Raw genomic sequence first — 26150 nt, forward strand, 5'->3', positions numbered from 1 at the left:
GGCTGGGATCAGACGGTTTCCACGACGACCGGAATCGCCGCGAGCCGGGTTTGCCGCTCGGTCGGTGTGGCCGGCCGGATCTGGCCGCGCTCTTCGACGAACGTCACGGTACGGTCCGGCTCGCCGCTGTTGACGAAGTGACGGAAGCGCTTGCGGGTTTCGGGATCGGTCACGGCCGTCTTCCACTCGCATTCGTACGTGTCGACCACGTGCTGCAGGTCCGCTTCGAGTTCGGCGGCCACGCCGAGACGATCGTTGACGACCACGTCGATCAGATACGCGAGTCCGCCTTCGAGGTTTTCGCGCCACACGCTGGTGCGTTGCAGACGGTCGGCCGTGCGCACGTAGAACATCAGAAAACGGTCGATGTAACGCACCAGCGTTGCTTTATCCAGATCCGTCGCCAGCAGTTCGGCATGGCGCGGCTTCATGCCGCCGTTGCCGCAGACGTAGAGATTCCAGCCCTTTTCGGTCGCGATGATGCCGACGTCCTTGCCCTGCGCTTCGGCGCATTCGCGGGTGCAGCCCGAGACGCCGAACTTGATCTTGTGCGGCGTGCGCAGACCCTTGTAGCGATTCTCGAGTTCGACCGCGAGCCCGACGGAATCGCCGACGCCGTAGCGGCACCACGTCGAACCGACGCACGACTTCACCGTGCGCAGCGACTTGCCGTACGCATGGCCGGATTCGAAACCGGCGGCGATCAGCTCTTCCCAGATGAACGGCAATTGTTCGACGCGCGCGCCGAACAGATCGACCCGCTGACCGCCGGTGATCTTGGTGTAGAGGCCGTATTTCTTCGCGACATGGCCGACGGCGATCAGACCGTCGGGCGTCACCTCGCCGCCCGCCATGCGCGGCACGACCGAATACGTGCCGTCGCGCTGGATATTGGCGAGGTAGTAATCGTTGGTGTCCTGCAGCGACGCGTGCTCTTTCTTCAGCACGAATTCGTTCCAGCACGACGCGAGAATGCTCGCCACCGCCGGCTTGCAGATATCGCAGCCGAGTCCATGACCGTGCCTCGCGAGCAATTCGCCGAAGCTGCGTACTTGCCCCACCCGCACGAGGTGATACAACTCCTGGCGGGAAAACGGAAAGTGTTCGCACAGATGGTTGTTGACCGCGAGCCCCTGCTTCTTCATCTCGGCCTTCATCACCTGCGTGACTAGCGGCACGCAACCGCCGCACGAGGTGCCCGCGCCGGTCGCGCACTTGAGCGCGCCGATATCAGTTGCACCCGCACCCACCGCCGCGCACAACGCGCCCTTCGAGACGTTGTTGCACGAGCAGATCTGGGCGGCGTCCGGCAACGCGTCGACGCCGAGCGCGGGTTTCGCGTTGCCGTCGGCTTGCGGCAGGATCAGGAACTCAGGCGCTTCCGGCAGCTCGATGCGGTTCAACATCATCTGCAACAGCGTGCCGTAGTCGCTCGCGTCGCCGACCATCACGCCGCCCAGCAGATACTTGCCGCATTCGGACACCACCAGCTTCTTGTAGACCTGCTTGCGTTCGTCGCTGAACTGATAGCCGCGGCTGCCCGGCGTGTTGCCGTGCGCGTCGCCGATACTCGCCACGTCGACGCCCATCAGCTTCAGTTTGGTGCTCATGTCGGCGCCGGCGAATTCGGCGCCGGTCGTTTCGCCCAGCAACTGCTTCGCCACCGCGCGCGCCATTTCGTAGCCCGGCGCGACGAGGCCGAACAACTGGCCGTTCCACAGCGCGCACTCGCCGATCGCGTAGATGTTTGAGTCGCTGGTACGGCACGCGTTGTCGATCACGATGCCGCCGCGCGCGCCGAGCGTCAGACCGCTTGCGCGCGCCAGATCGTCGCGCGGACGAATGCCCGCGGAGAACACGATCATGTCGGTGTCGAGGTGACTGCCGTCCGCGAACTGCATGCGGTGCGTGCCGGCTTCGCCGTCCACGATCGCCGTGGTGTTCTTCTGCGTGTGTACCGTCACGCCGAGTTCTTCGATCCTGGTGCGCAGCACGCGGCCGCCGCCGTCGTCGACCTGCACCGCCATCAAACGCGGCGCGAATTCCACCACATGGGTCTGCAGGCCCATATCGCGCAGCGCCTTCGCGCATTCGAGACCGAGCAGGCCGCCGCCCACCACCGTACCCGTGGTCGAGCGTGCGCCGCATTCCCGCATCGCCTCGAGATCGTCGATGGTGCGATACACGAAGCAGTCGGCACGTTCGCGGCCCGGCACCGGCGGCACGAACGGATACGAGCCGGTGGCGAACACGAGCTTGTCGTAAGCCAGGGTCTCGCCGGTCGAGACGGTCACGGTACGTGCGTTGCGATCGATCGCGACCGCCTTCGCGTTCAGCTTGAGCAGCACGTTCTGCCGCTCGAAGAAACCCGGTTCGACCAGCGACAGATCGTCCGCACTCTTGCCCGCGAAGAACGCCGACAGATGCACGCGGTCGTAGGCCGGCCGTGACTCTTCGCACAGCACGGTGAGGTCGAGTCCGTGCGCGGCGTCTTGCGCGAGGCATTCCACCAGTTTGTGGCCGACCATCCCGTGACCGATAACGATGATTTTCATGACCGCGGTGTCCTCAATGTGCTGGGCTTGCTGGGTTTCATGCGCCGCCGCGCGACAGCAGCGAAAAACGCTTCCGGAAACAAAAACGGCGTCCCGCGAATCCAGTCGATGACTGAATCCGGGGGACGCCGTTGTCCTGATCGGTGCTGCGGCGGGCACATTGTGTTGCGCTCGCGACGGACCCACGTTGATCCGATGGCACACCATTATGCAAAGGCCGTGCCAATGCCGTGAAATGGGCGTAGAGAGCCCGTGGTGCGAGGCTTAAAGGGGAATGGCACGCGCGTGCGGCCAGCTATCGGCGCGACGCGTTTTGATGCAGCAAGGCACAGGGATGGTGCGACGCAGCACTGTGCGCGTGCGGCTCTTGTTCCGACGACCGGACCTCCAGCGTGCGGTCGCAGCGCACCGGCGTATTAATCGCGATGTCGTCGGCGAGCTGACGCGGCGGATTGGCCACGCGCGAAGTCCATCACGTCGTCGATCAAACCCGCCATGCGCAACGTGGAAGACTTCCGACGCCGAGCGGTAAATTGGTCATAAACAGGCGGTGCCGGAGGTTGTGCGCGGAGGGCCCGGAAGCAGGACTGGAAGCGGGCCTGGAAACGGGCCTGGAAGCGAAAACATCGCGCCACGATTCTAGCGGGACTTCAAATTGCTCAATACCAGGAATACACATACCAGGCCTATTCATGGGGGAAGCCAATGTTGACTCAGGAAACGGCCCGCCTGCTGATCGCCGACGACGACCCGGATCTGCTGGCCGCCTACACGCTTTATTTCAGCGCCCAGGGTTTCGACATCCGCACCGCCCGCAACGGGCTCGACGCGCTGGCGCACTATTGCGCCTGGCATCCGGGCGCCGCGCTGCTCGATGTCGAGATGCCGCGCCTCGACGGGCGTGCGGTGGCGCGCCGGATCCGTTCCGTTGGCGACGTGCCGGCGCCGATGCTGGTCGCGGTCAGCGGACTCGATCGCGCCGAGGAACGCAGCGAGTCGCTACGCTCGGGCTTCAATCACCATTTCGTCAAACCGGTGCCGATGCCGGTGATTCTTGCCGCATTGAACGGATCGAGGCGGCCTTGAGCGGGGCTTGAGCCGGTTCAAGACGGGGTTTCAATCGCCGAAGCCCAGTTCCGCCTCGACCGTCTGCCCCACTCGCAACCATGTCCCGGCGCCGCTCGCCACGAGCGCGTTATTGCCGAACGTCAGCGCGCCGTTGCGCTGCGGATTCGCGCGGTACGTGCTCATCGTGTCGGTCGGCTCGTTCGGCCAGTCGGGATCGGGTGCGCCCGTTGCCTGGTCGACGGTGGGCATCGGACAGCGCGCACATGTCTTGACGAGTTGCAGTTGCACGGTGGGCATCCCATCCGCCGCCCCGCCGGCGTCGACGCTCAACGTCTCCACATAGTCTTCCTCGTAGGCCTCCAGTCCCGTCAGCACGACGTTCGGGCGGAACCGGTCGATGAGAATGGACGGCGCGCCCTTGCGTGCCAGCCGCGTGTTCAGGTCGTCGAGCGACGCCTGACCCACGACGAGCAACGGAAACCCGTCGGCAAAATAGGTGGTGGCGCCACCGGTGCTCGCGGTGTAATCCGGATCGACGATGCGCTCGCGCTCGGGATCGAAACGCAGCAGCCGCACCGGCACGCCGAGAAACGCGGAAAACCAGGCCGCGCTGGCCTCGCCGGTATCGAGACCATAGGCCGCGTCTCGCCAGACCTGGGTCTGCACTTTGCGCGGCGCGTCGAGCCGCGCGGCGTCGAGCGGCGTGCGCAGTTCGCCCATGCCGGGCGCGCGAATCACGATCTCGGTGTCGCCGAGTTCGACCTTGATCAGCGCCATGCGCGGATAGGCGCGCTGCGTGAGCATCGCGCCGGCCGGGTCGATGACGATCCAGCAGCGGTCGTATTCGAGCCCGGTGGCGAGCAGGCGCGCTTCGCTCAACGCGATGCCCGCGCAGGATTTGATCGGATAGACGAAAAGCTCGCTGATGGTCGGCATGATGTGGTCCGCGCGTGGGGCCGCGCTGATGGGGCTGGTCTTTGAAGCTCGATTGTAAGGCCCGGCAGGCCGGCGCGCCGGATCACCGATAACCGGCATGCGTCATGCAGCGGTTTGTTCGAACCGCGCTTGGACGTAAAATCACCGGGCTGCGCGACGGCCCTCGCTTAGCGTCAAAGCGTCACTGGATTGAATTTATAGAAGCATCCTTACCATAACCCGAGACAGGAAATTCATTATGCTGAGCAAACCCGTGTTGACCGTCGCCGAAACGACCCGCATCCTCGAGGCCGCTCGCGCCGAGGCCGAGAAGCACCAATGGGCCGTCGCAATCGTGGTGGTCGACGATGGCGGCCACCAGTTGGGCATGCTGCGGCTGGACGGCAGCGCGCCGGCCAGTTCGTACATCGCGACGGAAAAGGCCCGCACTTCGGCGGTCGGCCGCCGTGAAACCAAGGTATACGAAGACATGATCAACAACGGCCGCACCGCGTTCCTGAGCGCGCCGTTGCTGGGCACGCTGGAAGGCGGCGTGCCGGTGATCGTCGAAGGCCACGTGATCGGCGCCGTCGGCGTGTCGGGCGTCAAGTCGGATCAGGACGCACAGATCGCCAAAGCCGGTATTCAGGCGCTGGCCGTTTAAACCGCAGTTGTAGCTCAACGCGGGCCGATGCCCCCTCATCGGCCCCATTCAGACAGATGGAGCAGTCGATGACTCAGATGAACCCGCGCGGCGAACTGCAGGTCGCCGCCAACCTCGACCAGTTCGTCGAAACCGAAGCCCTGCCCGGCACCGGAATCGACAGCGCAGCTTTCTGGTCGGGTTTCGACGCCCTCGTGCACGAGCTGGCGCCCAAAAACCGTGCGCTGCTGGCCGAGCGCGACCGCCTGCAAACCGAACTCGACAGCTGGCATCGCGCCCATCCGGGCCCGGTGCGCGACCTGCGTGCGTATCGCGCGTTTCTCGAAGGCATCGGCTATATCGTGCCCGTGCCCGCCAGCGTCAAAGCCACGACCGACCACGTGGACACCGAAATCGCCGAACAGGCCGGCCCGCAACTGGTGGTGCCGTTGTCGAATCAGCGCTATGCGCTGAACGCGGCGAACGCGCGCTGGGGCAGCCTGTACGACGCGCTGTACGGCACCGACGCTATCCCCGAGAGCAACGGCGCCGAGAAGCAGCAAGCCTTCAACCCGGTGCGCGGCGCCGCGGTGATCGCCTATGCCCGCCAATTCCTCGACCAGGCCGCGCCGCTCGCGACCGGCTCGCATGCCGACGCGACCCGCTACGGCGTCGACAGCGGCAAGCTGGTCGTCACGCTGAAGAACGGCACGAGCGAGCTGAAAACGCCGGCGCAGTTCATCGGCTATCAGGGCGAAGAGAGTGCGCCGTCGGCGGTGCTGCTCAAGCACAACGGCCTGCACGTCGAAATTCAGATCGACGCGAACGACTCGATCGGCAAGACCGATCTGGCGCACGTGAAGGACGTGGTGGTCGAAGCGGCGGTGAGCACGATCATCGACTGCGAAGACTCGGTCGCGGCCGTGGATGCGGAAGACAAGGTCCTGCTCTATCGCAACTGGCTCGGCCTGATGAACGGTGAGCTGACCGAAGAGGTCACGAAGAACGGCAAGACCTTCATTCGCCGTCTGAACGCGGATCGCGTGTACGTGGCCGCGAACGGCACGGCGCCAGTGGTGCTGCATGGCCGCTCGTTGCTGTTCATCCGCAACGTCGGTCATTTGATGACCAATCCGGCGGTGCTGACGCAAGACGGCGCGGAGATTCCCGAAGGCATTCTCGACGCGGTGATCACCACGCTGTGCGCGTTGCACGACCGCAAGCATCAACTGAATTCGCGCACCGGTTCGATCTATATCGTCAAACCGAAGATGCACGGTCCGGCCGAAGTCGCGTTCGCGAGCGAGCTGTTCGCGCGCGTGGAAGACCTGCTGAAGCTGCCGCGCAATACGATCAAGATGGGCATCATGGACGAGGAGCGCCGCACCAGCGTGAACCTGCTCGCCTGCATCGCCGAAGCGTCGGAGCGGGTGGCGTTCATCAACACGGGCTTCCTCGACCGTACCGGCGACGAAATGCACTCGGCCATGGAAGCGGGCCCGATGATGCGCAAGGGCGACATGAAGGCAAGCGCCTGGATCGCCGCGTACGAGCGCAGCAACGTGCTGGTCGGTTTGAGCGCGGGGCTGCGGGGCCGCTCGCAGATCGGCAAGGGCATGTGGGCCATGCCCGACCTGATGCACGCCATGCTCGAACAGAAGATCGCACATCCGAAAGCCGGCGCCAATACCGCCTGGGTGCCCTCGCCGACCGCCGCCACGCTGCACGCGCTGCACTATCACCAGGTCGACGTGCAAGCGGTCCAGCAGCAACTGGAACGCACGGATTACGCGCAGGTGCGCGACGAACTGCTCGACGGCCTGCTGACCATTCCGGTCGTCGAAACGGCGCAATGGAGCGACGACGAAATCCGCAGCGAGATCGACAACAACGTGCAGGGCATTCTCGGTTACGTGGTGCGCTGGATCGATCAGGGCGTGGGCTGCTCGAAGGTGCCCGACATTCACAACGTCGGCCTGATGGAAGACCGCGCGACGCTGCGCATTTCGAGCCAGCATATCGCCAACTGGCTGTATCACGGCGTGGTGAAGCGTGAGCTGGTCGAAGAGACGTTCAGGCGCATGGCGAAGGTGGTCGACGAACAGAATGCCGGCGACCCGCATTATCGGCCCATGGCACCCGGCTTCGACACGATCGCGTTCAAGGCTGCGCAAGCGCTGGTGTTCGAAGGACGTCAGCAGCCGAGCGGCTATACGGAACCGTTGCTGCATAAGTTCCGGCTGGAAGTGAAGCAAGGCTGAGCGGGTTTCGGCCTTCTGCGTGGCTTGAACGGTTTCCGAGCGTGCCGTTCGAAGCGCGCAAAAAAAGACGGGTGCCGCTTAAAAACGGCACCCGTTTTAACGTGCGCGGTACTACTGCGCGTTGCTTCTGCGTGATGCGTTGGCAGCGGCCGCCGTTGCGCGAAAAGACCGATTCACCTCGCGTCGATTGCCGGCACCGCCCTGGGGCTCATCAAAGCCCGCGACCGATCAACTCCTCAAGCCGCCTCGGCCGTGTATTGCGTCGCCGTGCTGGCCACGCCGTTGACCTGCCCTTTACCCTGCATATAAGCCTGCAGATACGCTTCGAATTCCGCTTTCACTTCCGGATGGCGCAGCGCGAATTCGACCGTCGCCTTCAGATATCCGAGCTTGCTGCCGCAATCAAAACGCGTACCGAAGTAGCGGTAGGCGAGCACCTGCTCTTCGGTCAGCAGCGACTGCACCGCGTCGGTCAATTGCAGTTCGCCGCCCGCGCCCGGCTTCAGCGCGCGGATATGCTTGAAGATGGTCGGCATCAGCACGTAGCGCCCCACCACGCCGAGATTCGACGGCGCCTTGTCCGGCGCCGGCTTTTCGACGATGCCCGACATCTTGATCACGTTGTCTTCCCACTCGCGGCCGTCCACCACGCCATACGAGCGGCTGTCCTCGCGCGCGATGGTTTCGACGCCGATCACCGAGCTGTGATAGTGATTGAAGGTATCGACCAGTTGGCTCATGACCGGCTTCGAGCTGTGCAGCAGGTCGTCGGCCAGAATCACGGCGAACGGGCTCTCGCCCACCAGTTTCTCGGCGCACAGCACCGCGTGGCCCAGACCGAGCGCTTCGGCCTGCCGCACATAGAAACAGTCGACGTTGGCCGGTTTGATGCTGCGCACCAGATCGAGCAGCTTCTGCTTGTTGCGCGCTTCGAGTTCCGCCTCGATCTCATACGATTTGTCGAAATGGTCTTCGATCGCGCGCTTGCTGCGGCCGGTCACGAAGATCATCTCGGTGATACCGGCGGCAACCGCTTCTTCCACCGCGTACTGAATTAGCGGCTTGTCGACGACCGGCAGCATTTCCTTCGGACTTGCCTTGGTAGCCGGCAGGAATCGTGTCCCGAGGCCCGCTACGGGAAACACGGCTTTGGTGACTTTCAGCATGGTGGGCATTCCATCGGTTAGAAATTAGAGTGTTCGCGGGCCTGGCGGCCAATCGATGTCGCCGGCAAGACTAGCAAAAAAATCAAACGGCTTCATACGTGAAAATTTTCTCGATCTGAATAAATAATTGGATTGGATTTCGATATGTCGCATCGTGATAAACGCCCAGCAACAATTACGTATCTCAATCGAATTATTTTTCGGAAATGCCGAAAATCTTACTTGAGTAGGTTCAGTGGTGCGGGTCGGCGGCGTGCAGGGGATCACGCGACGCCGGGCGCCGTCACTACCCGCCAGATCGGGTGATTCATTCGTTCTCGTCGTGCTGGGGCAGCTTGCCCGAATTCATCCTGTATCGGCGGATCGGCTCGTTGCGCAGCGCTTCCCGGTAGGCGGAGGCGGCGACAAGGAGCAACAGCACGGCAATGCCGGCGAGTAAATGCAGGTTCATGACTTCACCTCGGGTCAAGAGAATCCGTCACTTAAATTAGCATGACAAAAGCAGTAAATAATTCAGTGCCGCATCTGCTGACGCTCAATTACAATTCGTCACAAAATCGCCATCCCATTCAATTCATTCCGCAATTTTTTAGCGATTTTTTTGCCGCCGCGCTGCACTACGATGTAACGCACCGTCGGCGTGCACGGCATGCCCCCTCTGTCCGCATTCAGACGCCTTTGCCCTTTACCCCCATCTCCTTCAGACCAAGGACCGCGCATGAGCGACCCAGCACTGGATGCCGCCGGCTCATCCCTGCCCCATCTGCCCGCCGCGCCGCGAAGCGCCCGTATGGCGCAGGCGCGGAACGAAGCACGCGCCGCGAGCGCCGGCAAGGAGCATGTCATCGACGCAATGCGGGGTTTCGCCGCGTTGCTGGTCGCGTATTTTCATTGCCGGCAGATCGAATGGGTCGGCATGCAGGCGTTTCACCAGAGCGCGGGCCATGCGTTCAGCCTGAATACGCTGGCCGCCTATCTGACCTTGCCGATTGCATGGGGCTCGGCGGGTGTGCCGATTTTCTTTGTGATCAGCGGCTACTGCATTCACCGCGGCGGCGCGCTGCGGCTCGCCGCCAATCCGGCTTACCGGCTCGAGGCGGGTAATTTCTGGGTGCGCCGGTTCGCGCGCATTTATCCGGTGCTGCTCGCGGCGCTGCTGCTGACCTTCGCGCTCGACTGGTTCAGCCTGCAGTTGCCGCCCGTTAGCCACAAGATCCGCGAGATCGGCCTGCAGGCATTCCTCGTCAATCTGTTCTCGCTGCAAGGCGTGGCCGGCAAGACCTATGGCTCGAACGGCGCATTGTGGACGTTGTCGCTCGAAGTGCAGTTCTACGCGATCTATCCGCTGCTGTTCGCGCTGCGCCGCCGGATCGGCATGACCAACGTGCTGGCGCTGGTCGCGGTGGTCAATGTGGTGTCGGCGTATGTGCTCGAACGCCACGATATCCAGTTCTTCACGTCGTACTGGTTTGCGTGGACGCTCGGCGCATGGATCGCCGACGCCAAGGCCTCCGGCACGCAGCGGAACACGCGCTCGCCGGTATGGCTCTACGCGCTGGCGGCCGGGTTTATCGCGTTGGGCTGCGCGGCGTTCCATTTCGGTCAGTACGGCGCCTTCCAGTTCTGGGCGATCGGCTTCGCGTTCTATCTGTACCAGGCGCTGGACCGCCGCCACGCGAACCAGGGCCGTGGTTGGGGCACGCGGGTGCTGTCGCGCCTGGGCGATTTCAGCTTCTCGCTGTATCTGATTCATCTGCCGATCTTCGTGCTGCTGTCGTCGCTGCTGTTCCGCTCGTCGCTGCAAATGACGATCTGGCCGTCGTTCGGCTACATGCTGGTGGCCATTCCGGTCGCCTACTTGTTCTACCGGCTGGTCGAATTGCCGGCCATGAAATGGTCGGCGAGCTTCAAACCGAAAAAAGCCATGGGAAAGCCGGCCTGAAGCCGACACCCGTGCGAAAAAAACGGAGCGAAAGTCCCGAGACTTTCGCTCCGCTGCGCCAACGACAGGAACCGGCCAAGCCCCTGCCTACACCCCCGCGTCAAAACCGTTTCACCGGCCTGTTTCCGGAATCGTCACTGGTCGGCGCCGGTTTGAAAGTCCGAAGCCCCAGGCGGACCTGATGCCACGACCTGAAACCGTCGCCAGACCGCTTTACCGCCCCGCCACGCCCTTCAGAATCCGCGCGACACTGTCCACATAGGTCGTGGTGCCGAAGCGGCTCAACGCCGTCTGATAGCCATTTCTGACCAGCCGGTTGCGCAGTTCGTCGTTCGAGCGGAGTTCGGCGAGCGTATCGGCGAGACCGTGCGCGTCGCCGGGGGTACACAGCACGCCGTTCTCGTAGTCGTGGACGATCTCCAGCACGCCGCCCGCCCGCGCCGCCACCACCGGCCGCTGCGCGAGCATGCCTTCGACGATCACGCGGCCGAACGGCTCCGGCGTGATCGACGTATGAACGACCGCGTCGACCGCGCACATGCAGGCCGCGATATCGTGCTGGAAGCCGAGAAAATGCACCCGCTCGCCGAGGTTGTGAGCCGCCACGAAGGCGTGCAATTCGATCTCGTACTGGTCTTCGCCGAACAGCGCCGCGCCGACCAGCACCGCGTGCATCTGCGGATTCAGAACCATGGCTTCGAGCAGCACGTGCTGGCCTTTCCAGCGCGCGAGGCGGCTGAACGAACCGACCAGAAACGCGTCCTGCGGCAGATTGAGGCGCTGGCGCAGCGTGGCCTGCGGCACCGTGCGCAGCGCGTCGAACGGCGCGGCCGAAATGCCGTTGAACACCACATCGACACGTTTCGCGTCGAACCGCGTGAGCTCGGTGAATGCGCGCGCCGACGCCGCCGAATTGGCGATGACGTGCGCGAGACCGAAGCGCGCGCACCACTTGATGATGGCCAGTTGCTTGCCGCCGAAATGCTCCGGGCTGACGATATCGCGCAGATGCCACACCACCGGACGGCGCGCGAGCTTGCCGGCGAGCGCGCCGATCACCATCGCGCGCTGGGTGTTCGCGTAGATCACGTCGGCCTTGCGCGCGCGTTTCGCGGTCGCGCGCACGAGCGAGACCAGACCCTTCAGCGCCTGGCCCTTCGGCAGCGAGCCGCCCTGCTTGCGGACGTTGCGCAGCGCGCCCGCCTCCAGGACCTCGACACTCGCGCCGGTTCTGGCGAGCGCCGTGCGGAACGGGCCGTCGTCGAACAGCACGACCTCGATGCGCGAGCGCAGCGCCTTGACGATTTCCAGCAGCGACAACTCGGCGCCGCCCAGCACGCCGCTTTGATCGACGGCCAGAATGCGCGGCGCGCCGGCCGCGGCTTCCGCCTTGTACGGCGCGTACCGCGGCAGCGTCGCGTCGCGCAACGCCGGCACGGCCGCGCGCACGTGCGAAAAGAAGCGTTCGCGGAAATGCGCCGCGGAAAATTGCTCGGCGTTGTGGCGGCAGTCCACTGGCGAAAATCGCTTCACGTGCTGGTCGAAACGCTCGACCGCCGCGATGATCGACTCGGCGTCCTGTTCGTCGAAGAACATGCCGGTGGGCCGCGACTCCGACACGTCGCGCACGGTTTCGAGCGCGCCGCCCTTGCCGTAGGCGATCACCGGCGTGCCGCAGGCCTGCGCCTCGACCACCGAGATACCGAAGTCCTCCTCGGCGGCGAACACGAACGCCTTGGCGCGGCTCATCCGGTCCTTCAGCACCTTGAACGGCTGATAACCCATGATCTCCACGTTCGGGCCTGCTTTCGCGCGGATTTTCCGCATGTCGGGGCCGTCGCCGATCACCACCAGCTTGCGCTCGGGCATCCGCGCGAACGCCTCGACGATCAGATCGATCTTCTTGTACGGCACCATCCGCGAGGCGGTCAGATAAAAATCTTCCTTGTCGGTGCACAGCGAAAAAGCTTCCACGTCCACCGGCGGAAAGATCACCTGCGCGTCGCGCTGATACACCTTCCTGATACGCCGCGCGATGAAATCCGAGTTGGCGACAAAACCGTCCACCGAATTCGACGTGCGGATATCCCAGTTGCGGATGTAATGCAGAATCAGCCGCGCCATCGCCGACTTCGGCCCGTTGGTCAGCTTCGACTGCTGCAGATACTGGTGCTGTAAATCCCACGCGTAGCGGATCGGCGAATGCACGTAGCTGATATGCACCTGGTCGGGCCCGGTCAGAATGCCCTTGGCCACCGCGTGGCTGCTCGAAATCACCACGTCGTAGGCGGACACGTCGAGCTGTTCGATCGCGAGCGGCATGAGCGGCAGATAGGTGCGGTACTTGGTGCGTGCAAGCGGCAGTTTCTGGATGAACGAGGTCGTTACTCGCTTGCCGCGCAGAAAGCCGCGGTCGTCGAGAAAATCGACCAGGCTGAACAGATCCGCATCCGGAAAGCACGCGACGATCTGCTCCAGCACCTTCTCGGCGCCCGCATAGGTGACGAGCCAGTCGTGCACGATCGCCACGCGCACGGTTTTATCGGCACGCAGCGCGGCGCGGCGCGGCGGCGCCTGCACGCCCGGCACGCTGGTGAGTTCGGCCAGGGCGCTGCGCGTCGCGGGTCGCAGCACGGCTTCTTCTTCAAGGACTTCGTGGTTCATGCGCTTTTCCTCGGATTCAGTCGCAACAGCAGTGAACGCGCAAGATCGCGCAAAGCGGGAGTCATCGTGAACGACCAGGCGAGATTCGCGCCGACCATCAGCAGGCCGGCCACGATCGCCAGGGCGAGACCCGGCAGAAAGCTGGCGAGCCACAGGCTGGCCAGCAGGAATGCGAGGTGGGCAAGCATGTCGAGCGCGATCTGGCGCGCGCGGATCGCCGCGAAATGCAGCAGCACCGCGTAGTCGAACAGCGCGCGGCCGGCCACCGCCACCGCCGCGCCGGTCAACCCGAAGTGCGAGATGCCGAACCACAACGCCCCTGCAAACAAGGGCAATTCGAACAAGCCGACCCGCGCGGCGGTCGCCGGATGAACCTGCGACTGGATCAGAATCCGCGTCACGTTCGCCTGCCCGACGAGCCACACGGCAATGATCATGATCCGGCCCACCGGCGCGGCCACGGTCGCGATCTCATTGCCCACCCATAGATGCAGAAACGGTTCGAGCACCAGCATCGCGACCAGTGCGACCGGCGTGAACACGCCGTTGAGAAATTCGAGCGACTGCTGCGTGATGGTGTCGGCGTCGGCACGACCCACGGCGGACAAACGCGGAAACAGCGTACGCACCAGCGCCGTCGGCACGATGTTCAGCCGCGTCACGAGGTTCTGCGGCACGGTGTAATACGTGACGAAGCGCGCGCCGAGCGTGGTGCCGAGCATGACGCGGTCGAGCGAGTCGGCGACCATCGTGGTGACGCTCGCAATCAGCATCCAGCCGCCAAAGTTGAACAAGCCCTTCGCGACGCCGAATTGCGGCGCCCGAATGCTGCGGATTTCCAGCACCTTCAGCGCGGAACGGCCCAGCATCAGCGCCGCCAGAATCCGCGCGAATACCGCGGCGGCCAGCACGTTCTGCAAGGTCGCGCCGAGCCACAGCGCGGCGCCCAGCGGCAGCAACTGGAACAGGAAGGTGCCGAGGGTCTGATTGGTGTTGTAGACGCCGAAGCGCTCCGCACCGTTGATGGCACCGGCGAACACCCACGAGACGTTCGCGATCGGAATCGCCACCGCGAGCCACGGCAGCGCCATATACACCTCGTGCTGCAATTCGGGCGACACCTTGGTGAAATACGCGGTGTACAGAAACGCGCCGAAATAGATGATGAGCCCGCCTATCACGCCGGTCGCCAGATTGAGCCACGTCGCGCTCCAGAACACGCGCACGCATTCGTCCTTGTCGCCGGAAGCCCGCGCCTTCGAGATGTGATTCTGCGCGGCCATGCTCATGCCGAGATCGAGAATCCCGAAGTAGCCGATCAGCGTCCACACGAGACTGATCACGCCGTAGCGCTCGACGCCGAGCAGCTTGATATACGACGGCACGGTCACGAGCGAGACGAAAGTCGGCAGGACCAGCCCGAAGAAATTGATCGCTACGTTCTTGAGAATGCCTTTGTCCATCGGATGTCCTGGTTTTGACTGCGGTTACTGAAGCGCGCCTGCAACGGGGTGGGCCTCAAGGTTTCCACCGGTACATCATCACTTTGCCGCGTGCGTCTTCTTCGACGAACACGAGGTACTCGCCATCGGCGCGCTTCGCGGCGCTGATACCATTGGGCACGTCGACCCAGCCCGACGCGCGGCCCACTTCGGGGCCCGGCCGGATCACGCCGACTTCCTTGCCGCTGTCCTTGTCCCACACGTGTACCGCGCCGACCGGCTCGACGCCGAACAGGTATTGCCCTTCGACGGTCAGCCCGATGATCGTGACGATCGGTTTGCTCTGCGTCTGCCACGGCAGCGTGATCGCATAGCGCTGCACCGGCTTGCCGCTCGACCATTTGTCGTAGCGCACCAGCACGCGGCCCACTTCCTTCCAGAAGCCGCGATCGACCGGTGTATCCGGCGTGTAGCCGGTCACGTACATCGTGTCGGTGGCCGGTTCGTAAATCGCGCGATGCAGTTCGGTGAACGGTGCCGGCACCGGGTACTGCGTCAGATTCGAATACGAGTAGATCGGGTTGCCCTTCGCATCGAGCCCGCCGAAACGGAAGCGATAAATGCCCTTGCTGTCGCGCGTGCGCCAGATGTCGCCGGCGCTATCCACCCACCAGCCCCAGCCGCCCGCGAGCTTGGTGCCGCTCGTATTGAGCGTGAATTCGTCGGTGTTGAACCTGCCGTCACCGTTCGTATCGCGCCAGATCCAGTCGCCGCCCGGCGGCGCATTCGGCACTTTCGCGACCGCACGCTCACGCCCGGCGATGAAGCCCGACGGAATCGCCGTCTCGCCGTCGCGCTGCGCATCGAAGCGATAGATCTTCAGATGGTCCGCATACATGTCGGTCAGGTACAGGAACGTGCGGCCCTTCAACTGACGGGCGATCGGCAGGCCCGGATACTGATCCGTATGGAACACCGGATCGTCTGGATACCTGAAGCGGTTCGACAGAAAGCCCGCGTATTTCCAGTCCTGCCCGGCGGGCTTCGACAGATCGAGTTCGAAGCGCTTGTTGCCGGTGTAGACGCTATCGGGGCGCGCCGGATCGATCCACGCACCGTCGACGAACAGCAGCCCCTGCACCTGCCAGTTGCGCTTGCCGTCCGGCGCGTAGCTTTCGAGCGTCGCGCCGAGACCGGCGCCGATCGGGTCGTAGCGCGGCCCGATGCCGTTGGTCGATACGTAGACGTTGCCGCGCGCATCCACGCCCACGCCGGTGAGTCCGTTGAAGCGCTGCGGCCCGGGTTTGCCCGCGACGCCGCTAAAGATGCCGCCGCGCTCGCCGAGCGAACCCGACTCCGCATAGCGGCCGTTGCTTTTGCTGAAGAACAGCACCTGCTGACGTGGGCCGTTGTCGGCGATCAGCAGACGGCCTTGCGCGTCGACGGCGATATCGACGGCCACCGAGTCGGCCGGCAACGTCAGCGTCTCGTCGATGCGCTTGCCCGCCGGGGTGTAGTGCTCGACGTGCGGCGCGCGATCGTTACGCGTGCCGCTCAAGACCCACAGCGTGCCGTCGGGCGCGAGCGCAAGGCGGCCCGGTTCCTGCACGCTCCAGGTGGTTTTCTGCTGCATCGATTCGGCGTCGTAGACCTCGATGCGATCGCGCGCGGTGTTGGCCGCGTAAAGCGTGCTGTCGTTCGCCGCCAGACCGCCGATCTCCGCGCTCGTGCCGGTCGGCACTTCGTTCATCATCAGGAAGCCGGCCGCCAGTTGCGCGTGCGGATCCGCGGCCTTCGCGGCGGGCTGGAACGGCGCGGCGAGCTTCGGATCGGCGATCTGCCGCCGCGAAATGCCGAACCATTGCTTGCCCTTCTCCGGCCACACGCCCTGCTCGACCAGCCGCCCCTTCTCGTTGCCGACAGCGATCGCGACGAACGCATATTTGCGGTTCACCGCGATCGCGCTGCCGCCGCTATTGCCCCAACCGTGCGTGCCGCCCGCAAAGCCGAGCATCTTGCCGTTCTGATAGACGCTCGCTTCGGCGCCGCTTTCGTCCCATGGTGCGTTCGTATAAACCTTGCCGTCGGGCGCGACCGCGATCGCGGTGATGTTGATCTGCGCCCAGCTGCCGTCGCCGAAACCGAAGGTATTGCCGATCCATGAAGTCTTCGCGTTCAACGCGGTTTCCGCGCCGGCCGTGACGCTCAGCGATGCCGCGGCGAATCCGGTGGCGCAGGCGAGCACAGCGAACCAGCTTTTGAACTTGAAACGGGGCAAGGTATTTCCTCCAGTCAGCGCGGCGGTTCGCCGTGAACGGGCTACGTGTGCGGCGCACGCGCCCTCCCTGACCGCCCGATCCGCACGGCTCACATTACGCGGAAAAAACCGTGCGACGAAAATCGAAAATAATTCAAAAATATTCGACGCCTTAAGCCTCGTGAAAGAAATCCATTTAAAAATCGATTAACCGGAAATTAACCACGCGACACCACTTCGCTTGCACGTCGCGATTCATCTTTACCGATGCGAAGGCACCGCCATCCGCACTTATTACGCGCTGCGTCATCGGCGCGACACAAGCATAAAAATCCATTGCGAATGGATAACGAAACACCCTGTTGCAAACTGATTCATTTATCCAATTCATTCCCGTTTTTTCGCGATTTTCTTTTCCCTAGAATCAATTGCACTTTCGTTGCGACGCGAAGCGGGCGCGCCTGCGCTGTTTCGACTCTCGCGCGGCTCCCGCTTCACACATGGACGGTTCATGACAGCTAGCGCACTGCCCTCAGCACCTTCTCACTCCCGCCGCATCGTGCAGCTCGACGGCCTGCGCGCCATCGCGGTGCTCGCCGTGTTCGCGCAACACGCGTTGAAAGCGCCGCTGTGGATGGGCGTGGATCTGTTTTTCGTGCTCAGCGGCTTTCTGATTACCGGCATCCTGCTCGAACGCAAAGCGCGCGGGCAATCGTATTTCGGCTATTTCTATGCACGCCGGGCACGCCGCATCTTGCCGCCGTACCTGCTGCTGATGGTGGTGTCGTCGATCCTGTTCGGCTTCGGCTGGGCGCAGCACTGGCAGTGGTATGCGTTCTTCGCGACCAATATCGGCGACGCGCTCAATCAAAGCGGTCACGACAGCCTCAATGTGCTGTGGTCGCTGGCGGTCGAAGAGCAGTTCTATATTTTCTGGCCGTTCGTGATCCTGCTGCTGCCCGAGCGTGTGCTCGGCTACGTGGCGGCCGCGTTGATCGTGCTGGTGCCGTTGCTGCGCGCGTTCGCCACGCCGTGGTTCGATTCGTTCTGGCCGATCTATTACCTGACGCCGTTCCGCATGGACCTGCTCGCGGCCGGCGCGTTGCTGGCGGTCGCCGTGCGGCGCGATCGCGATGCGCTGGAATCGTACAAGGGTCTCGCCGTGCTGGGATTTTTCGCGGCGCTCGCCGTGCTGGCCTGGCTGCACCTGCATTACCCGCGGTTTCGCGCGGCGAATACGCCGCTGTCCAACGCTGGGCTTTATAGCGTTTCGCTGCTGCTGTGCACTTCCGTCGTGGTGATCGCGTTGCAGAGCAAGGGCATCGTCAAGCGGCTGCTGTGCCATCCCGTGCTGGTCTATATCGGCACGATCAGCTACACGATCTATCTGATTCATCTGAGCGTGCTGTACATGCTGTGGCCGCTGCAGCTCAACCGTTTTGTGACCGCGGCGTTGGCGCTCGCGATCACGCTCGTCTACGCCAGCATCACGTGGTTCGCGTTTGAGAAGCGGCTGATTTTCGGTGCGGCGGGCGGCCACGCGGCGGCTTCGGGTGTCGGTTCCAGCGTATCCGGGGCCGCGCCACGCGCGCCGCAAAGCCGCGCATGAAGCGCCGTGGATCGCTCGCCGCGAGCGCGCGGACCTGGATGCGAATGCCAATACGGCCGCTGTCCGTCGTGGCGACGCTCGCCTGCATGACCTTGATTGCTCACGCCAGGGCCGATGCGACGCCAGCCTCATCCGCGACGCAGCCCGCCAAGGCCGTGCAGACGCAGGTGCTGATCGAAGCCTACGGCGATTCGACCACGCTCGGCATCACCTGCAGCGACGGCCACTGCGGTCCGCAGTCGCGCAACGCGGTCTCGTATCTGCAGGACGATTTGCAGGCGCGTGTCGGCGAGCGGGTTCTGGTCACGAACTACGGCGTGGGCGGCACGATGGCCACCCAGTTGCGCGACGGCACCGGCAATCGCCGCGCCGGTCCGACGGCCGGTCTGCCATGGCAGGCGCGCCTGGCCGCGTCGCCCGCGCAGATCGTGCTGATCAATTACGGCATCAACGAAGTCATGCACAACCAGACGCCCGAGCAGTTCTACGCGGCCGAAACGGCGCTGGTGACCAGCGCCCGCGCGCTCGGCAAGCAGCCGGTGTTGCAGACCTCGAACCCGATGCCCGACGACCGTCTCAATGCGCGGCTCGCCGCGATGGTCGCGATGACGCGCCGCGTCGCCGCCGAGCAGCAGGTACCGCTGGTGGACCAGTACGCGTACGTGAGCAGCTTGCCGGACTGGAAGACGCGGATGTCCGACGGCGCGCATCCGAAGCCGGACCTGTACCGCCTGAAGGCGGAACAGGATTGCCGGGTCGTCGAACCGATGGTGCGGCGCCTGCTGGACGCCGCACGTTGAAGCGCTTTTTTAGGTCGATGCGCCTGACCGGGCGCGAGTGCCGATTGTTTTTTTCTTTTACCAATATTGAAGGCGAGCTATGAGCCAACCACGCAAAGCGATCATCACGGGCGTATCCGGACAGGACGGCGCCTATCTGACCAAGCTGCTGCTCGACAAGGGCTACCACGTGACCGGCACTTACCGGCGCACGAGCTCGGTCAACTTCTGGCGCATCCGCGAACTCGGCGTGCTCGATCATCCGAATCTGCGTCTGGTCGAGCACGACCTGACAGACCTCGGTTCGACGCTGCGTCTGCTCGAAGGCGCGCAGGCCGACGAGCTGTATAACCTCGCGGCGCAAAGCTTCGTGGGCGTGTCGTTCGATCAGCCGGTGACGACCGCCGAAGTCACCGGCGTCGGCGCGCTGAATCTGCTGGAAGGCATCCGCATTCTGAATCCGAAGACCCGTTTCTACCAGGCGTCGACGTCGGAAATGTTCGGCCTCGTGCAAGCCGTGCCGCAACGTGAAGACACGCCGTTCTATCCGCGTAGCCCGTACGGCGTCGCCAAGCTGTTCGCGCACTGGTCGACCATTAATTATCGCGAGTCGTATGGTCTGTTCGCGAGCAGCGGGATTCTGTTCAATCACGAATCGCCGCTGCGTGGCCGCGAATTCGTCACGCGCAAGATCACCGACACCGTCGCCAAGATCAAGCTCGGCAAGCAGGACGTGCTGGAACTCGGCAACCTGAGCGCGAAGCGCGACTGGGGCTTCGCGCTCGAATACGTGGAAGGCATGTGGCGCATGCTGCAGGCCGATCAGCCGGATACCTTCGTGCTCGCCACCGGCCGCACCGAGACGGTTCGCGACTTCGTGCGGATGGCGTTTGCCGCGGCGGGTTATCAGCTGGAGTGGTCGGGCAAGGAAGAGCGCGAAACCGGTATCGATGTCGCCACCGGCAAGACGCTCGTGCGTGTGAATCCGAAGTTCTATCGTCCGGCCGAAGTGGACCTGCTGATCGGCTGCGCCGACAAGGCCCGCGACACACTCGGCTGGCAGCCGGAAACGACGCTGGAGCAGTTGTGCCACATAATGGTTCACGCGGATCTGACGCGAAACGAACAGCACGAGACGTTCTGATTGCCACGAATCCGGGATCGGTGCGGGCTCATTGCGAAAGTAGTGAACCCGTTGATGCATGGGCTGCCCACGCACCAGCGGGCTTCAAAAGCTGGAAAACGACAAAATTGCCTCTTCGTAAGCTGGATTGCGACAAATCGCACCGGTTTGGCGAGCAGATAAGCTGGAAAACGACAGTCGGGATGGCAGCAGCGCTTGCTTTGTTTTAGCTGGAAAACGACAAATGTGCTAAATTGAAAGCTGGAAAACGACAAATTTGCACCGCGTGAGCCTCTCTAAAGCTGGAAAACGACAAACAGACGACTTATTTTTTTCGTCCACCGATCCCGCGCTAAACCGCAGTTTGCAGCGCCGCGCGAAGGAAGGCGCCCTGACGCGCGTCGGACCCGGTGTGTACGTCGAATCGGGCGGCGAAGCGGAGATAATCGGCAAAATCCATCGGAACTGGCAAAGGATCGCGTCGCATGCCGTGCCGGGCGCAGTCGTCTCGCACCTGAGCGCATTTGCGGGTGGCATTACTCCGTCCAACGAAGTCGTGCTGTCCCACCCCACACGCTTTAACCGTCGCATCCGTTATCCTGGCCTTACGCTCGTGCTGACGAAAGGGCCGGCCCCGCAACCAGGCGACCTTCGTCTCGGTTCGCTCGAGCTTTACTGGGCCTCGCAAGAACGGGCGCTTCTGGAAAATCTCAGCCGCGGCTCGGCAACCACCCGCGCAACGCGCGATGCCGTTGAAGAACGGTTGATCACCTGTCTGAACGCGAATAAGGAGTCCGGCCTCAATCAGATCCGGGACCGCGCCCGCGCACTGACCGAGCCGCTTGGCGCAACGGCCAGCTATGCGGCGCTTAACGGGCTGATCGGCGCGTTGCTGAGCACGCATTCAAAGGGCGTGCTCAAAACCAAAGCCGGCCTCGCGATCGCCCAGGGCACGCCCATCGACATGGAGCGTATCTATCTCTTCAACACGCTGGCCACTGCGCTACGCACGGCGATACTGCCCGATATCGCGGACGTAGCGGCACAGGGCAACACGCGAATCTATTTTGCGTTTCTTGAATCGTATTTTTCCAACTACGTCGAAGGCACCCGATTCTCGGTGGAAGAAGCGGAAGGGATTGTGCTACGCAATCAGATCGTGGTTCAACGCCCAAAGGATTCGCACGACATTCTCGGTGTGTTCAATCTCGCCTACAAAACGGAAACACGGGCGGCGGTGCCGCCCGTCGGCGACGACTTCGTCGATGTCCTCCAGGAGCTCCACCGTGTCATGCTCGAGCGCAGGCCGGAAGCCAACCCCGGCCACCTCAAGCTCGAGGCCAACTACGCGGGCACGACCCAGTTTGTCGAACCCTCGCACGTGCGCGGCACCCTCGCGGAAGGGTCCCGCCTTGCGCTGACAATTCCGGAAGGAATGGGGCGAGCCATTTATTACCTGTTTCTCGTGGCCGAAGTGCATCCGTTCGCAGACGGCAACGGCCGGCTATCCAGGCTGGTGATGAACTCAGAGCTGTCGCGATGCGGGCGCTCACGCATCATTATTCCAACGCTATTTCACCCGCAGTTTGTCGATTGTCTGCGGGCGCTCACGCAAGGTGGGCGGCCGCAGCCGCTCATTCAGGCGCTCTCGCGCATGGGTAGCTGGTGCGCAACGTTCGACTACACGGAAATTACGGATGTCGTAGTGGCCATGCGCAACGCCAACGCGTTCGAAGAATCCGCTGCCGACTTCCGTCTGCTCAACGCCGACGGCAGCCGGGCCGCCTAAGCGCCCCGCCATCGCTTCGCTTTACCTCCTCCCTCAATGCACCCCACCCGCCGCGATCGCCTCGGCATACACCGCGGCGACCCGCTTCGCGATCACCGCGTTATCGAAGTTCTCCCGCGCATAGCGTCGGCAAGCATCGGCATCCGGCAGCTTCAACGAACCGTTCAACGCACCGGCCAATCCCGCCGCGATCGCTTTCGCGCCCGTCTCCGGCAACACCAGATCCGGCGACAACCCCGCCACGGCTTCCGGTAGGCCGCCCACCGGCGTTACCAGCACGGGCGTGCCCGACGCCAGCGACTCGACCGTGATCAGCCCGAAGCCTTCCAGCGCCACGGTCGGCACCACGCTGATATTCGCCGCGCGGTACAAGGCCGCCAAATGCTGGTCGGGCACGAAGCCCAGCAGCTTGACGTTATCGTCCAGACCCGCCGCGCTGATCCGCGCCTGCAATTCGCTTTCGAGCCGCCCCTTCCCGGCGATCAGCAACAGCACGTCCGGCGCGCTCTGCTTGAGCAACTGGATCGCGTCGATCAGATCTTCGAGACCCATGCGCCGTACCAGTCGCCGCACCGCCAGCACGATCGGCCGGTCTTGCGGCAACTGCAGTTTCAGACGCGCTTCGGCCGGCGTGATCGGCAGATTGAACTGCTCGACGTCGACGCAACCCGGCACCACGCGCACGCGCTCCGGCGCGATGCCGTAGCGCGACGTCAGGATCTTGCCGAACGCCTCCGACAGCACGATCAGGCGCGACGAGCGCGCGTACACCGATTGCTCCAGATAGCGCTTGGCGCGCTGACCGAGCGAGTCGGCGCCTTCCACGTGGCTCTCGTCGGCCCACGGCCCCTGAAAATGCGAGACCTGCGGAATCCCGCGCGTCACGTCGAGGCCCGGAAAGGTGTACAGCGCGAAGTGCGACGAGATCACGTCGGGCCGCGAGCGGCCGACTTCCTCGCGCAGCGCGCGGCGCGCCGCCATCAGCCGCAACGGCAGCGATTGCGCGGCGGAGCCGAAACCGTTGATCGCGCCGCCGGTGTCCGCGGCGACTTTCGCCGAGCCGGCCACCACGCCGCGCACCGCGACGCCCGCGCCCGGCAGCGCGCCGACCAGCGAGTAATACATGCGGTCGAGGCCGCCCGCGCGCTCGGGAAACCAGTGCATCCCGATCTGCAGCGATTTGATGGAACTCGTCGTCATGATTGATGCCCCTGTGCGTTCTGTGAGTTGTGGTGGTCAAACGATGCCGTCTGTCCCGCCAGCGTGTTCAGCGTCAGCGCGTCGGTCTTCGCGACCGCCGCCGCTTCCGCCTCGCTGCGCCGGCGATTCTGCTGCTGCCCGGCGAGTTGCCGGTACAGCGCGATGTACTGCTCCGCCATCCGCGCCCAGCCGAAGCCGGTGGCGAGTTCGTTGGCGGCGACCCCCATCGCGCGGCGCGCGTCGTGATGCTCGGCGAGGCGCGCGATCGCGCGGGCCAACGCCGTGGGATCGTCGGGATCGTCGAGCACGATCCCGCATTCCGGCGTGATGATTTCCGCGCCGCCCGCGGTGCGCGCCGTGACCACCGGTAAGCCCGCCGCCATCGCCTCGAGCAGCGACAGGCTCATCGCTTCATAGCGCGACGGAAACACGAATGCGTCGACCGAATGCATCAGCACCGGCATGTCCTTCACCAGCCCGAGAAAATGCACGCGATGCGCAATGCCCAACGCCTTCGCCTCGTCCGGATACGGGCTGCCCGGCAGAAAGCCGGCCACCGCGATCTGCACGTAGTCGGGCAGATGCCTGAGCGCGGCGAGCACGGTGCCGAGGTTCTTGCGCGGCGTGCGCAGATCGCCGACGAACAGCAGCAGGAACGCGTCCTTCGGCAAGCCGAACTTTTCGCGGTCGCCGGTCGCGGCGGCGAAGCCTTGCGTATCCACGCCGTTGTAGATCACGTCGACGCGGTTGTCGGGTGTCAGGCCGATCGCGCGGATTTCGTCGGCGACTTTCCGCGACACCGCGGTGATCACTTTCGAGCGCCGGTACGCCCAGCGTTCGAGCAGCGCGTTGCAGCGCGTATAGACCGACTGATACGCGGACCACACGCCCTTGGTCAGCCCGAACGGGTAGTACTTGCTGCCGAACCAGCCGCTATGCACGAAGTGCGAGGTATTGACGTCGGCGGGCATCCACGTGATGAAGCCGTTCACGTGCAGCACGTCGTATTCGCGCCGATGCGCGCGCAGCCACAGCGTGCTCTTCAACGCGAACACCTGCTGGCGCAGCAGATTGGTGGGCCACCAGCGGCCCACCTTGATCTGCGCCCAGCGAACGTTCGGATGCGCGAGCAGATCCGGCGCGACGTGCGAGGCCACCAGCGTGACGCCGATGTTCTCGTCGAGCGCGGCTTCCGCGATCTCGTGGTTGACGCGCCCCTGGCCGTCGTTATGGCGCACGACGTGGGTGACAATGGCGACTCTCAATGGGTGCCTCCGTGAAAAAGTAGCGTGCGTCTGCGGTTGATCTTGTCGTAGTGCACCGCGGAAAGAATCGAGAAAACACTCATGAAGAGCAGCAATCCGCCCGTGCCCACCAGCGAATTGGTGAACACCAGCATCGCGAAGGTCGCGAGACTCAGGCTCAGGCAGGCCGAGACGAATTTGTCGTTGCGCAGCTTGAACGACGCCAGCACCGCGCGCACCACCAGCCAGACGATGCCGGACATGTACAGCAGCGTGCCGGGCCAGCCGAGCACGAACGGGATATTCATCACGCCGCTGTCGAAGTTGCCGTACTGGCCGAGCTGGCCGCCGTCGTTCGAGAGCTTGGTCGAGGTGCCGGTCGCGCCCATGCCTTCGCCGGAGACGTCGGTGAACGCGGTTTTCGCGAAGGTCGCGTAGAACTCGTTACGCGCGGCGTAACTCTGGTCGTCGTTCAGATTGACGATGGTGGTGAGGCGCGCCTGCATCCGTTCGGCGACCGGCCCGACCGCCAGCAGCGGCACGCACAGGCCCGCCAGCAGCACCGCGCTCGCCACGATGCGCACCCGCACCTTGTTGTTCGACTTGACGAGCTGGACCAGCAGCGCGATCACCCAGCCGCCCCAGGTGGAGCGCACGAGACTCAGCGCGAACGCGAAGAAGCCGAGCGCCGCGGCGATCCAGCGCACGCGATGCGAGGCCGCCATCACGTACACCATCGCGCCCATCATCGCGAAGGCGAACGGGCCCGACGAATTCATCGTGCTGAACACGCGCACGCCCATCGGCACCGGATCGCCCTGCGAGTTCATCTGCGAGCCGAGCATCCACAGCGCGTCCCACGGCGGCATGATGAAGAACTGCACGAGGCCGTAGCCGCCCATCGCCAGCATGCCCCAGATGAACGTGTTGACAATGGTGTCGCGATACTGCGGATACTGACGCGTGTGCGCCATGATGTGAAAGCCGATCAGGATCGGATAGAGCCAGTTAGCGAGGTCGTAGGTGGCCGCCAGCGGCCCGCTCGACATCACGCCGACCATGAACGCGTAGATCAGGCCGAGCAGGATCAGCAGCACCGGCAGGCCGCGCCGTTGCGCGAGCAGCCGGTAGTAACGCAGCAGGGAAAGCGCGCTGATCATCGTCACCGCCAGCGGTGCGACCTGGATCAGGCTGGTGGGCGTGAACGCGCCTTTGGACCAGTCGGCGAGACGTCGCACCTCCGGACTCAGAAACCACAGCCACCACATGAAGCCGATGTAGCGCGCCGGGCTCTTGAAGTAGAGCCACAAACCCGTGAGGATCGCCAGCACCGGAAACGCGAGCGTCAGCACCGTGCCCTGATGCGCAATGATCAGCACCGCGGTGATCAGCCACAGCAAGGCTGGCGGCCCCCATTCCTGCGCCCCGCCGGACCTGCTGCGCCCCGCGCGGTTCGTGCCGGACGGGGCGGTTTGCGTGATGGTCGACATCGC

The 26150-nt window shown here is 63.9% G+C and carries 18 protein-coding genes; 8 read left to right on the top strand and 10 right to left on the bottom strand.

The window, feature by feature from the left end; all coding sequences use genetic code 11:
- Positions 1–8: 8 nt before the first annotated feature.
- Positions 9–2555, bottom strand: a complete 2547-nt coding sequence (gene nirB, locus B0G83_RS15210; RefSeq protein ID WP_105508225.1) for a nitrite reductase large subunit NirB — start codon at positions 2553–2555, stop codon at positions 9–11.
- A gap of 705 nt (positions 2556–3260) precedes the next feature.
- On the opposite strand from nirB, the gene B0G83_RS15215 reads away from it, so the two are divergent.
- Entirely contained in the window at positions 3261–3641 is a 381-nt protein-coding gene (locus B0G83_RS15215) for a response regulator (protein WP_105508226.1), read from the top strand.
- Between the two features lie 30 nt (positions 3642–3671).
- Here B0G83_RS15215 and B0G83_RS15220 read toward each other — a convergent pair whose 3' ends face one another.
- Entirely contained in the window at positions 3672–4559 is an 888-nt protein-coding gene (locus tag B0G83_RS15220) for an MOSC domain-containing protein (protein WP_105508227.1), read from the bottom strand.
- A 238-nt stretch (positions 4560–4797) separates the two neighbouring features.
- Between B0G83_RS15220 and B0G83_RS15225 the strand changes: the two genes are divergently transcribed.
- Complete coding sequence (locus B0G83_RS15225; RefSeq protein WP_105508228.1) at positions 4798–5202, top strand: heme-binding protein; 405 nt, start codon at positions 4798–4800, stop codon at positions 5200–5202.
- Positions 5203–5270: 68 nt separating this feature from the next.
- On the top strand, positions 5271–7442 hold the full coding sequence (locus B0G83_RS15230; RefSeq protein ID WP_105508525.1) for a malate synthase G: 2172 nt from the start codon (positions 5271–5273) through the stop codon (positions 7440–7442).
- A gap of 236 nt (positions 7443–7678) precedes the next feature.
- Here B0G83_RS15230 and galU read toward each other — a convergent pair whose 3' ends face one another.
- Complete coding sequence (galU, locus tag B0G83_RS15235) at positions 7679–8608, bottom strand: UTP--glucose-1-phosphate uridylyltransferase GalU (protein ID WP_105508229.1); 930 nt, start codon at positions 8606–8608, stop codon at positions 7679–7681.
- Positions 8609–8915: 307 nt separating this feature from the next.
- A complete protein-coding gene (locus B0G83_RS38640) occupies positions 8916–9059 on the bottom strand; it encodes a hypothetical protein (RefSeq protein ID WP_181156884.1) in 144 nt (47 codons plus the stop codon).
- 267 nt (positions 9060–9326) lie between these two features.
- Between B0G83_RS38640 and B0G83_RS15240 the strand changes: the two genes are divergently transcribed.
- Complete coding sequence (locus B0G83_RS15240) at positions 9327–10550, top strand: acyltransferase (RefSeq protein WP_105508230.1); 1224 nt, start codon at positions 9327–9329, stop codon at positions 10548–10550.
- A 213-nt stretch (positions 10551–10763) separates the two neighbouring features.
- Here B0G83_RS15240 and B0G83_RS15245 read toward each other — a convergent pair whose 3' ends face one another.
- From B0G83_RS15245 to B0G83_RS15255, 3 genes are read right to left on the bottom strand one after another with little or no spacing between them, the layout of a single operon-like run.
- On the bottom strand, positions 10764–13214 hold the full coding sequence (locus B0G83_RS15245) for a glycosyltransferase family 4 protein (protein ID WP_105508231.1): 2451 nt from the start codon (positions 13212–13214) through the stop codon (positions 10764–10766).
- On the bottom strand, positions 13211–14677 hold the full coding sequence (locus tag B0G83_RS15250) for a flippase (RefSeq protein WP_105508232.1): 1467 nt from the start codon (positions 14675–14677) through the stop codon (positions 13211–13213). The genes B0G83_RS15245 and B0G83_RS15250 overlap by 4 nt, the downstream gene beginning before the upstream one ends.
- 55 nt (positions 14678–14732) lie before the next feature.
- Entirely contained in the window at positions 14733–16934 is a 2202-nt protein-coding gene (locus B0G83_RS15255) for a hypothetical protein (protein WP_105508233.1), read from the bottom strand.
- Between the two features lie 490 nt (positions 16935–17424).
- On the opposite strand from B0G83_RS15255, the gene B0G83_RS15260 reads away from it, so the two are divergent.
- The 4 genes from B0G83_RS15260 (at position 17425) to B0G83_RS15275 (ending at position 22213) form a co-directional block, all read left to right on the top strand.
- Positions 17425–18522, top strand: a complete 1098-nt coding sequence (locus B0G83_RS15260) for an acyltransferase (protein WP_105508234.1) — start codon at positions 17425–17427, stop codon at positions 18520–18522.
- 44 nt (positions 18523–18566) lie between these two features.
- Positions 18567–19322, top strand: a complete 756-nt coding sequence (locus tag B0G83_RS15265) for an SGNH/GDSL hydrolase family protein (protein WP_374954914.1) — start codon at positions 18567–18569, stop codon at positions 19320–19322.
- Between the two features lie 79 nt (positions 19323–19401).
- The gene (gene gmd / locus B0G83_RS15270) at positions 19402–20445 is read left to right on the top strand and encodes a GDP-mannose 4,6-dehydratase (RefSeq protein ID WP_105508235.1); all 1044 of its coding nucleotides are present in this window, start codon (positions 19402–19404) and stop codon (positions 20443–20445) included.
- Between the two features lie 265 nt (positions 20446–20710).
- A complete protein-coding gene (locus B0G83_RS15275) occupies positions 20711–22213 on the top strand; it encodes a Fic family protein (protein WP_105508236.1) in 1503 nt (500 codons plus the stop codon).
- A gap of 33 nt (positions 22214–22246) precedes the next feature.
- Here B0G83_RS15275 and B0G83_RS15280 read toward each other — a convergent pair whose 3' ends face one another.
- From B0G83_RS15280 to B0G83_RS15290, 3 genes are read right to left on the bottom strand one after another with little or no spacing between them, the layout of a single operon-like run.
- On the bottom strand, positions 22247–23413 hold the full coding sequence (locus tag B0G83_RS15280; RefSeq protein ID WP_105508237.1) for a glycosyltransferase family 4 protein: 1167 nt from the start codon (positions 23411–23413) through the stop codon (positions 22247–22249).
- Positions 23410–24678: a glycosyltransferase family 4 protein gene (locus B0G83_RS15285; protein ID WP_105508238.1), complete on the bottom strand. Its 1269-nt coding sequence runs from the start codon at positions 24676–24678 to the stop codon at positions 23410–23412. The genes B0G83_RS15280 and B0G83_RS15285 overlap by 4 nt, the downstream gene beginning before the upstream one ends.
- Positions 24675–26147, bottom strand: a complete 1473-nt coding sequence (locus tag B0G83_RS15290) for a glucose-6-phosphate isomerase (protein ID WP_105508239.1) — start codon at positions 26145–26147, stop codon at positions 24675–24677. The genes B0G83_RS15285 and B0G83_RS15290 overlap by 4 nt, the downstream gene beginning before the upstream one ends.
- Positions 26148–26150 lie beyond the last annotated feature (3 nt).

The organism is Paraburkholderia sp. BL21I4N1 (assembly GCF_002973525.1).
Taxonomy (GTDB): Bacteria; Pseudomonadota; Gammaproteobacteria; order Burkholderiales; family Burkholderiaceae; genus Paraburkholderia.

Excerpts from the sequence above, each read along its gene's own strand:
- B0G83_RS38640 (WP_181156884.1), bottom strand. The coding sequence starts at position 9,059 with ATGAACCTGCATTTACTCGCCGGCATTGCCGTGCTGTTGCTCCTTGTC.
- B0G83_RS15220 (WP_105508227.1), bottom strand. The coding sequence starts at position 4,559 with ATGCCGACCATCAGCGAGCTTTTCGTCTATCCGATCAAATCCTGCGCG.
- B0G83_RS15250 (WP_105508232.1), bottom strand. The coding sequence starts at position 14,677 with ATGGACAAAGGCATTCTCAAGAACGTAGCGATCAATTTCTTCGGGCTG.
- B0G83_RS15225 (WP_105508228.1), top strand. The coding sequence starts at position 4,798 with ATGCTGAGCAAACCCGTGTTGACCGTCGCCGAAACGACCCGCATCCTC.
- B0G83_RS15245 (WP_105508231.1), bottom strand. The coding sequence starts at position 13,214 with ATGAACCACGAAGTCCTTGAAGAAGAAGCCGTGCTGCGACCCGCGACG.
- B0G83_RS15280 (WP_105508237.1), bottom strand. The coding sequence starts at position 23,413 with ATGACGACGAGTTCCATCAAATCGCTGCAGATCGGGATGCACTGGTTT.
- gmd (WP_105508235.1), top strand. The coding sequence starts at position 19,402 with ATGAGCCAACCACGCAAAGCGATCATCACGGGCGTATCCGGACAGGAC.
- B0G83_RS15290 (WP_105508239.1), bottom strand. The coding sequence starts at position 26,147 with ATGTCGACCATCACGCAAACCGCCCCGTCCGGCACGAACCGCGCGGGG.
- nirB (WP_105508225.1), bottom strand. The coding sequence starts at position 2,555 with ATGAAAATCATCGTTATCGGTCACGGGATGGTCGGCCACAAACTGGTG.
- B0G83_RS15240 (WP_105508230.1), top strand. The coding sequence starts at position 9,327 with ATGAGCGACCCAGCACTGGATGCCGCCGGCTCATCCCTGCCCCATCTG.
- galU (WP_105508229.1), bottom strand. The coding sequence starts at position 8,608 with ATGCTGAAAGTCACCAAAGCCGTGTTTCCCGTAGCGGGCCTCGGGACA.
- B0G83_RS15260 (WP_105508234.1), top strand. The coding sequence starts at position 17,425 with ATGACAGCTAGCGCACTGCCCTCAGCACCTTCTCACTCCCGCCGCATC.
- B0G83_RS15215 (WP_105508226.1), top strand. The coding sequence starts at position 3,261 with ATGTTGACTCAGGAAACGGCCCGCCTGCTGATCGCCGACGACGACCCG.
- B0G83_RS15230 (WP_105508525.1), top strand. The coding sequence starts at position 5,271 with ATGACTCAGATGAACCCGCGCGGCGAACTGCAGGTCGCCGCCAACCTC.
- B0G83_RS15265 (WP_374954914.1), top strand. The coding sequence starts at position 18,567 with ATGCCAATACGGCCGCTGTCCGTCGTGGCGACGCTCGCCTGCATGACC.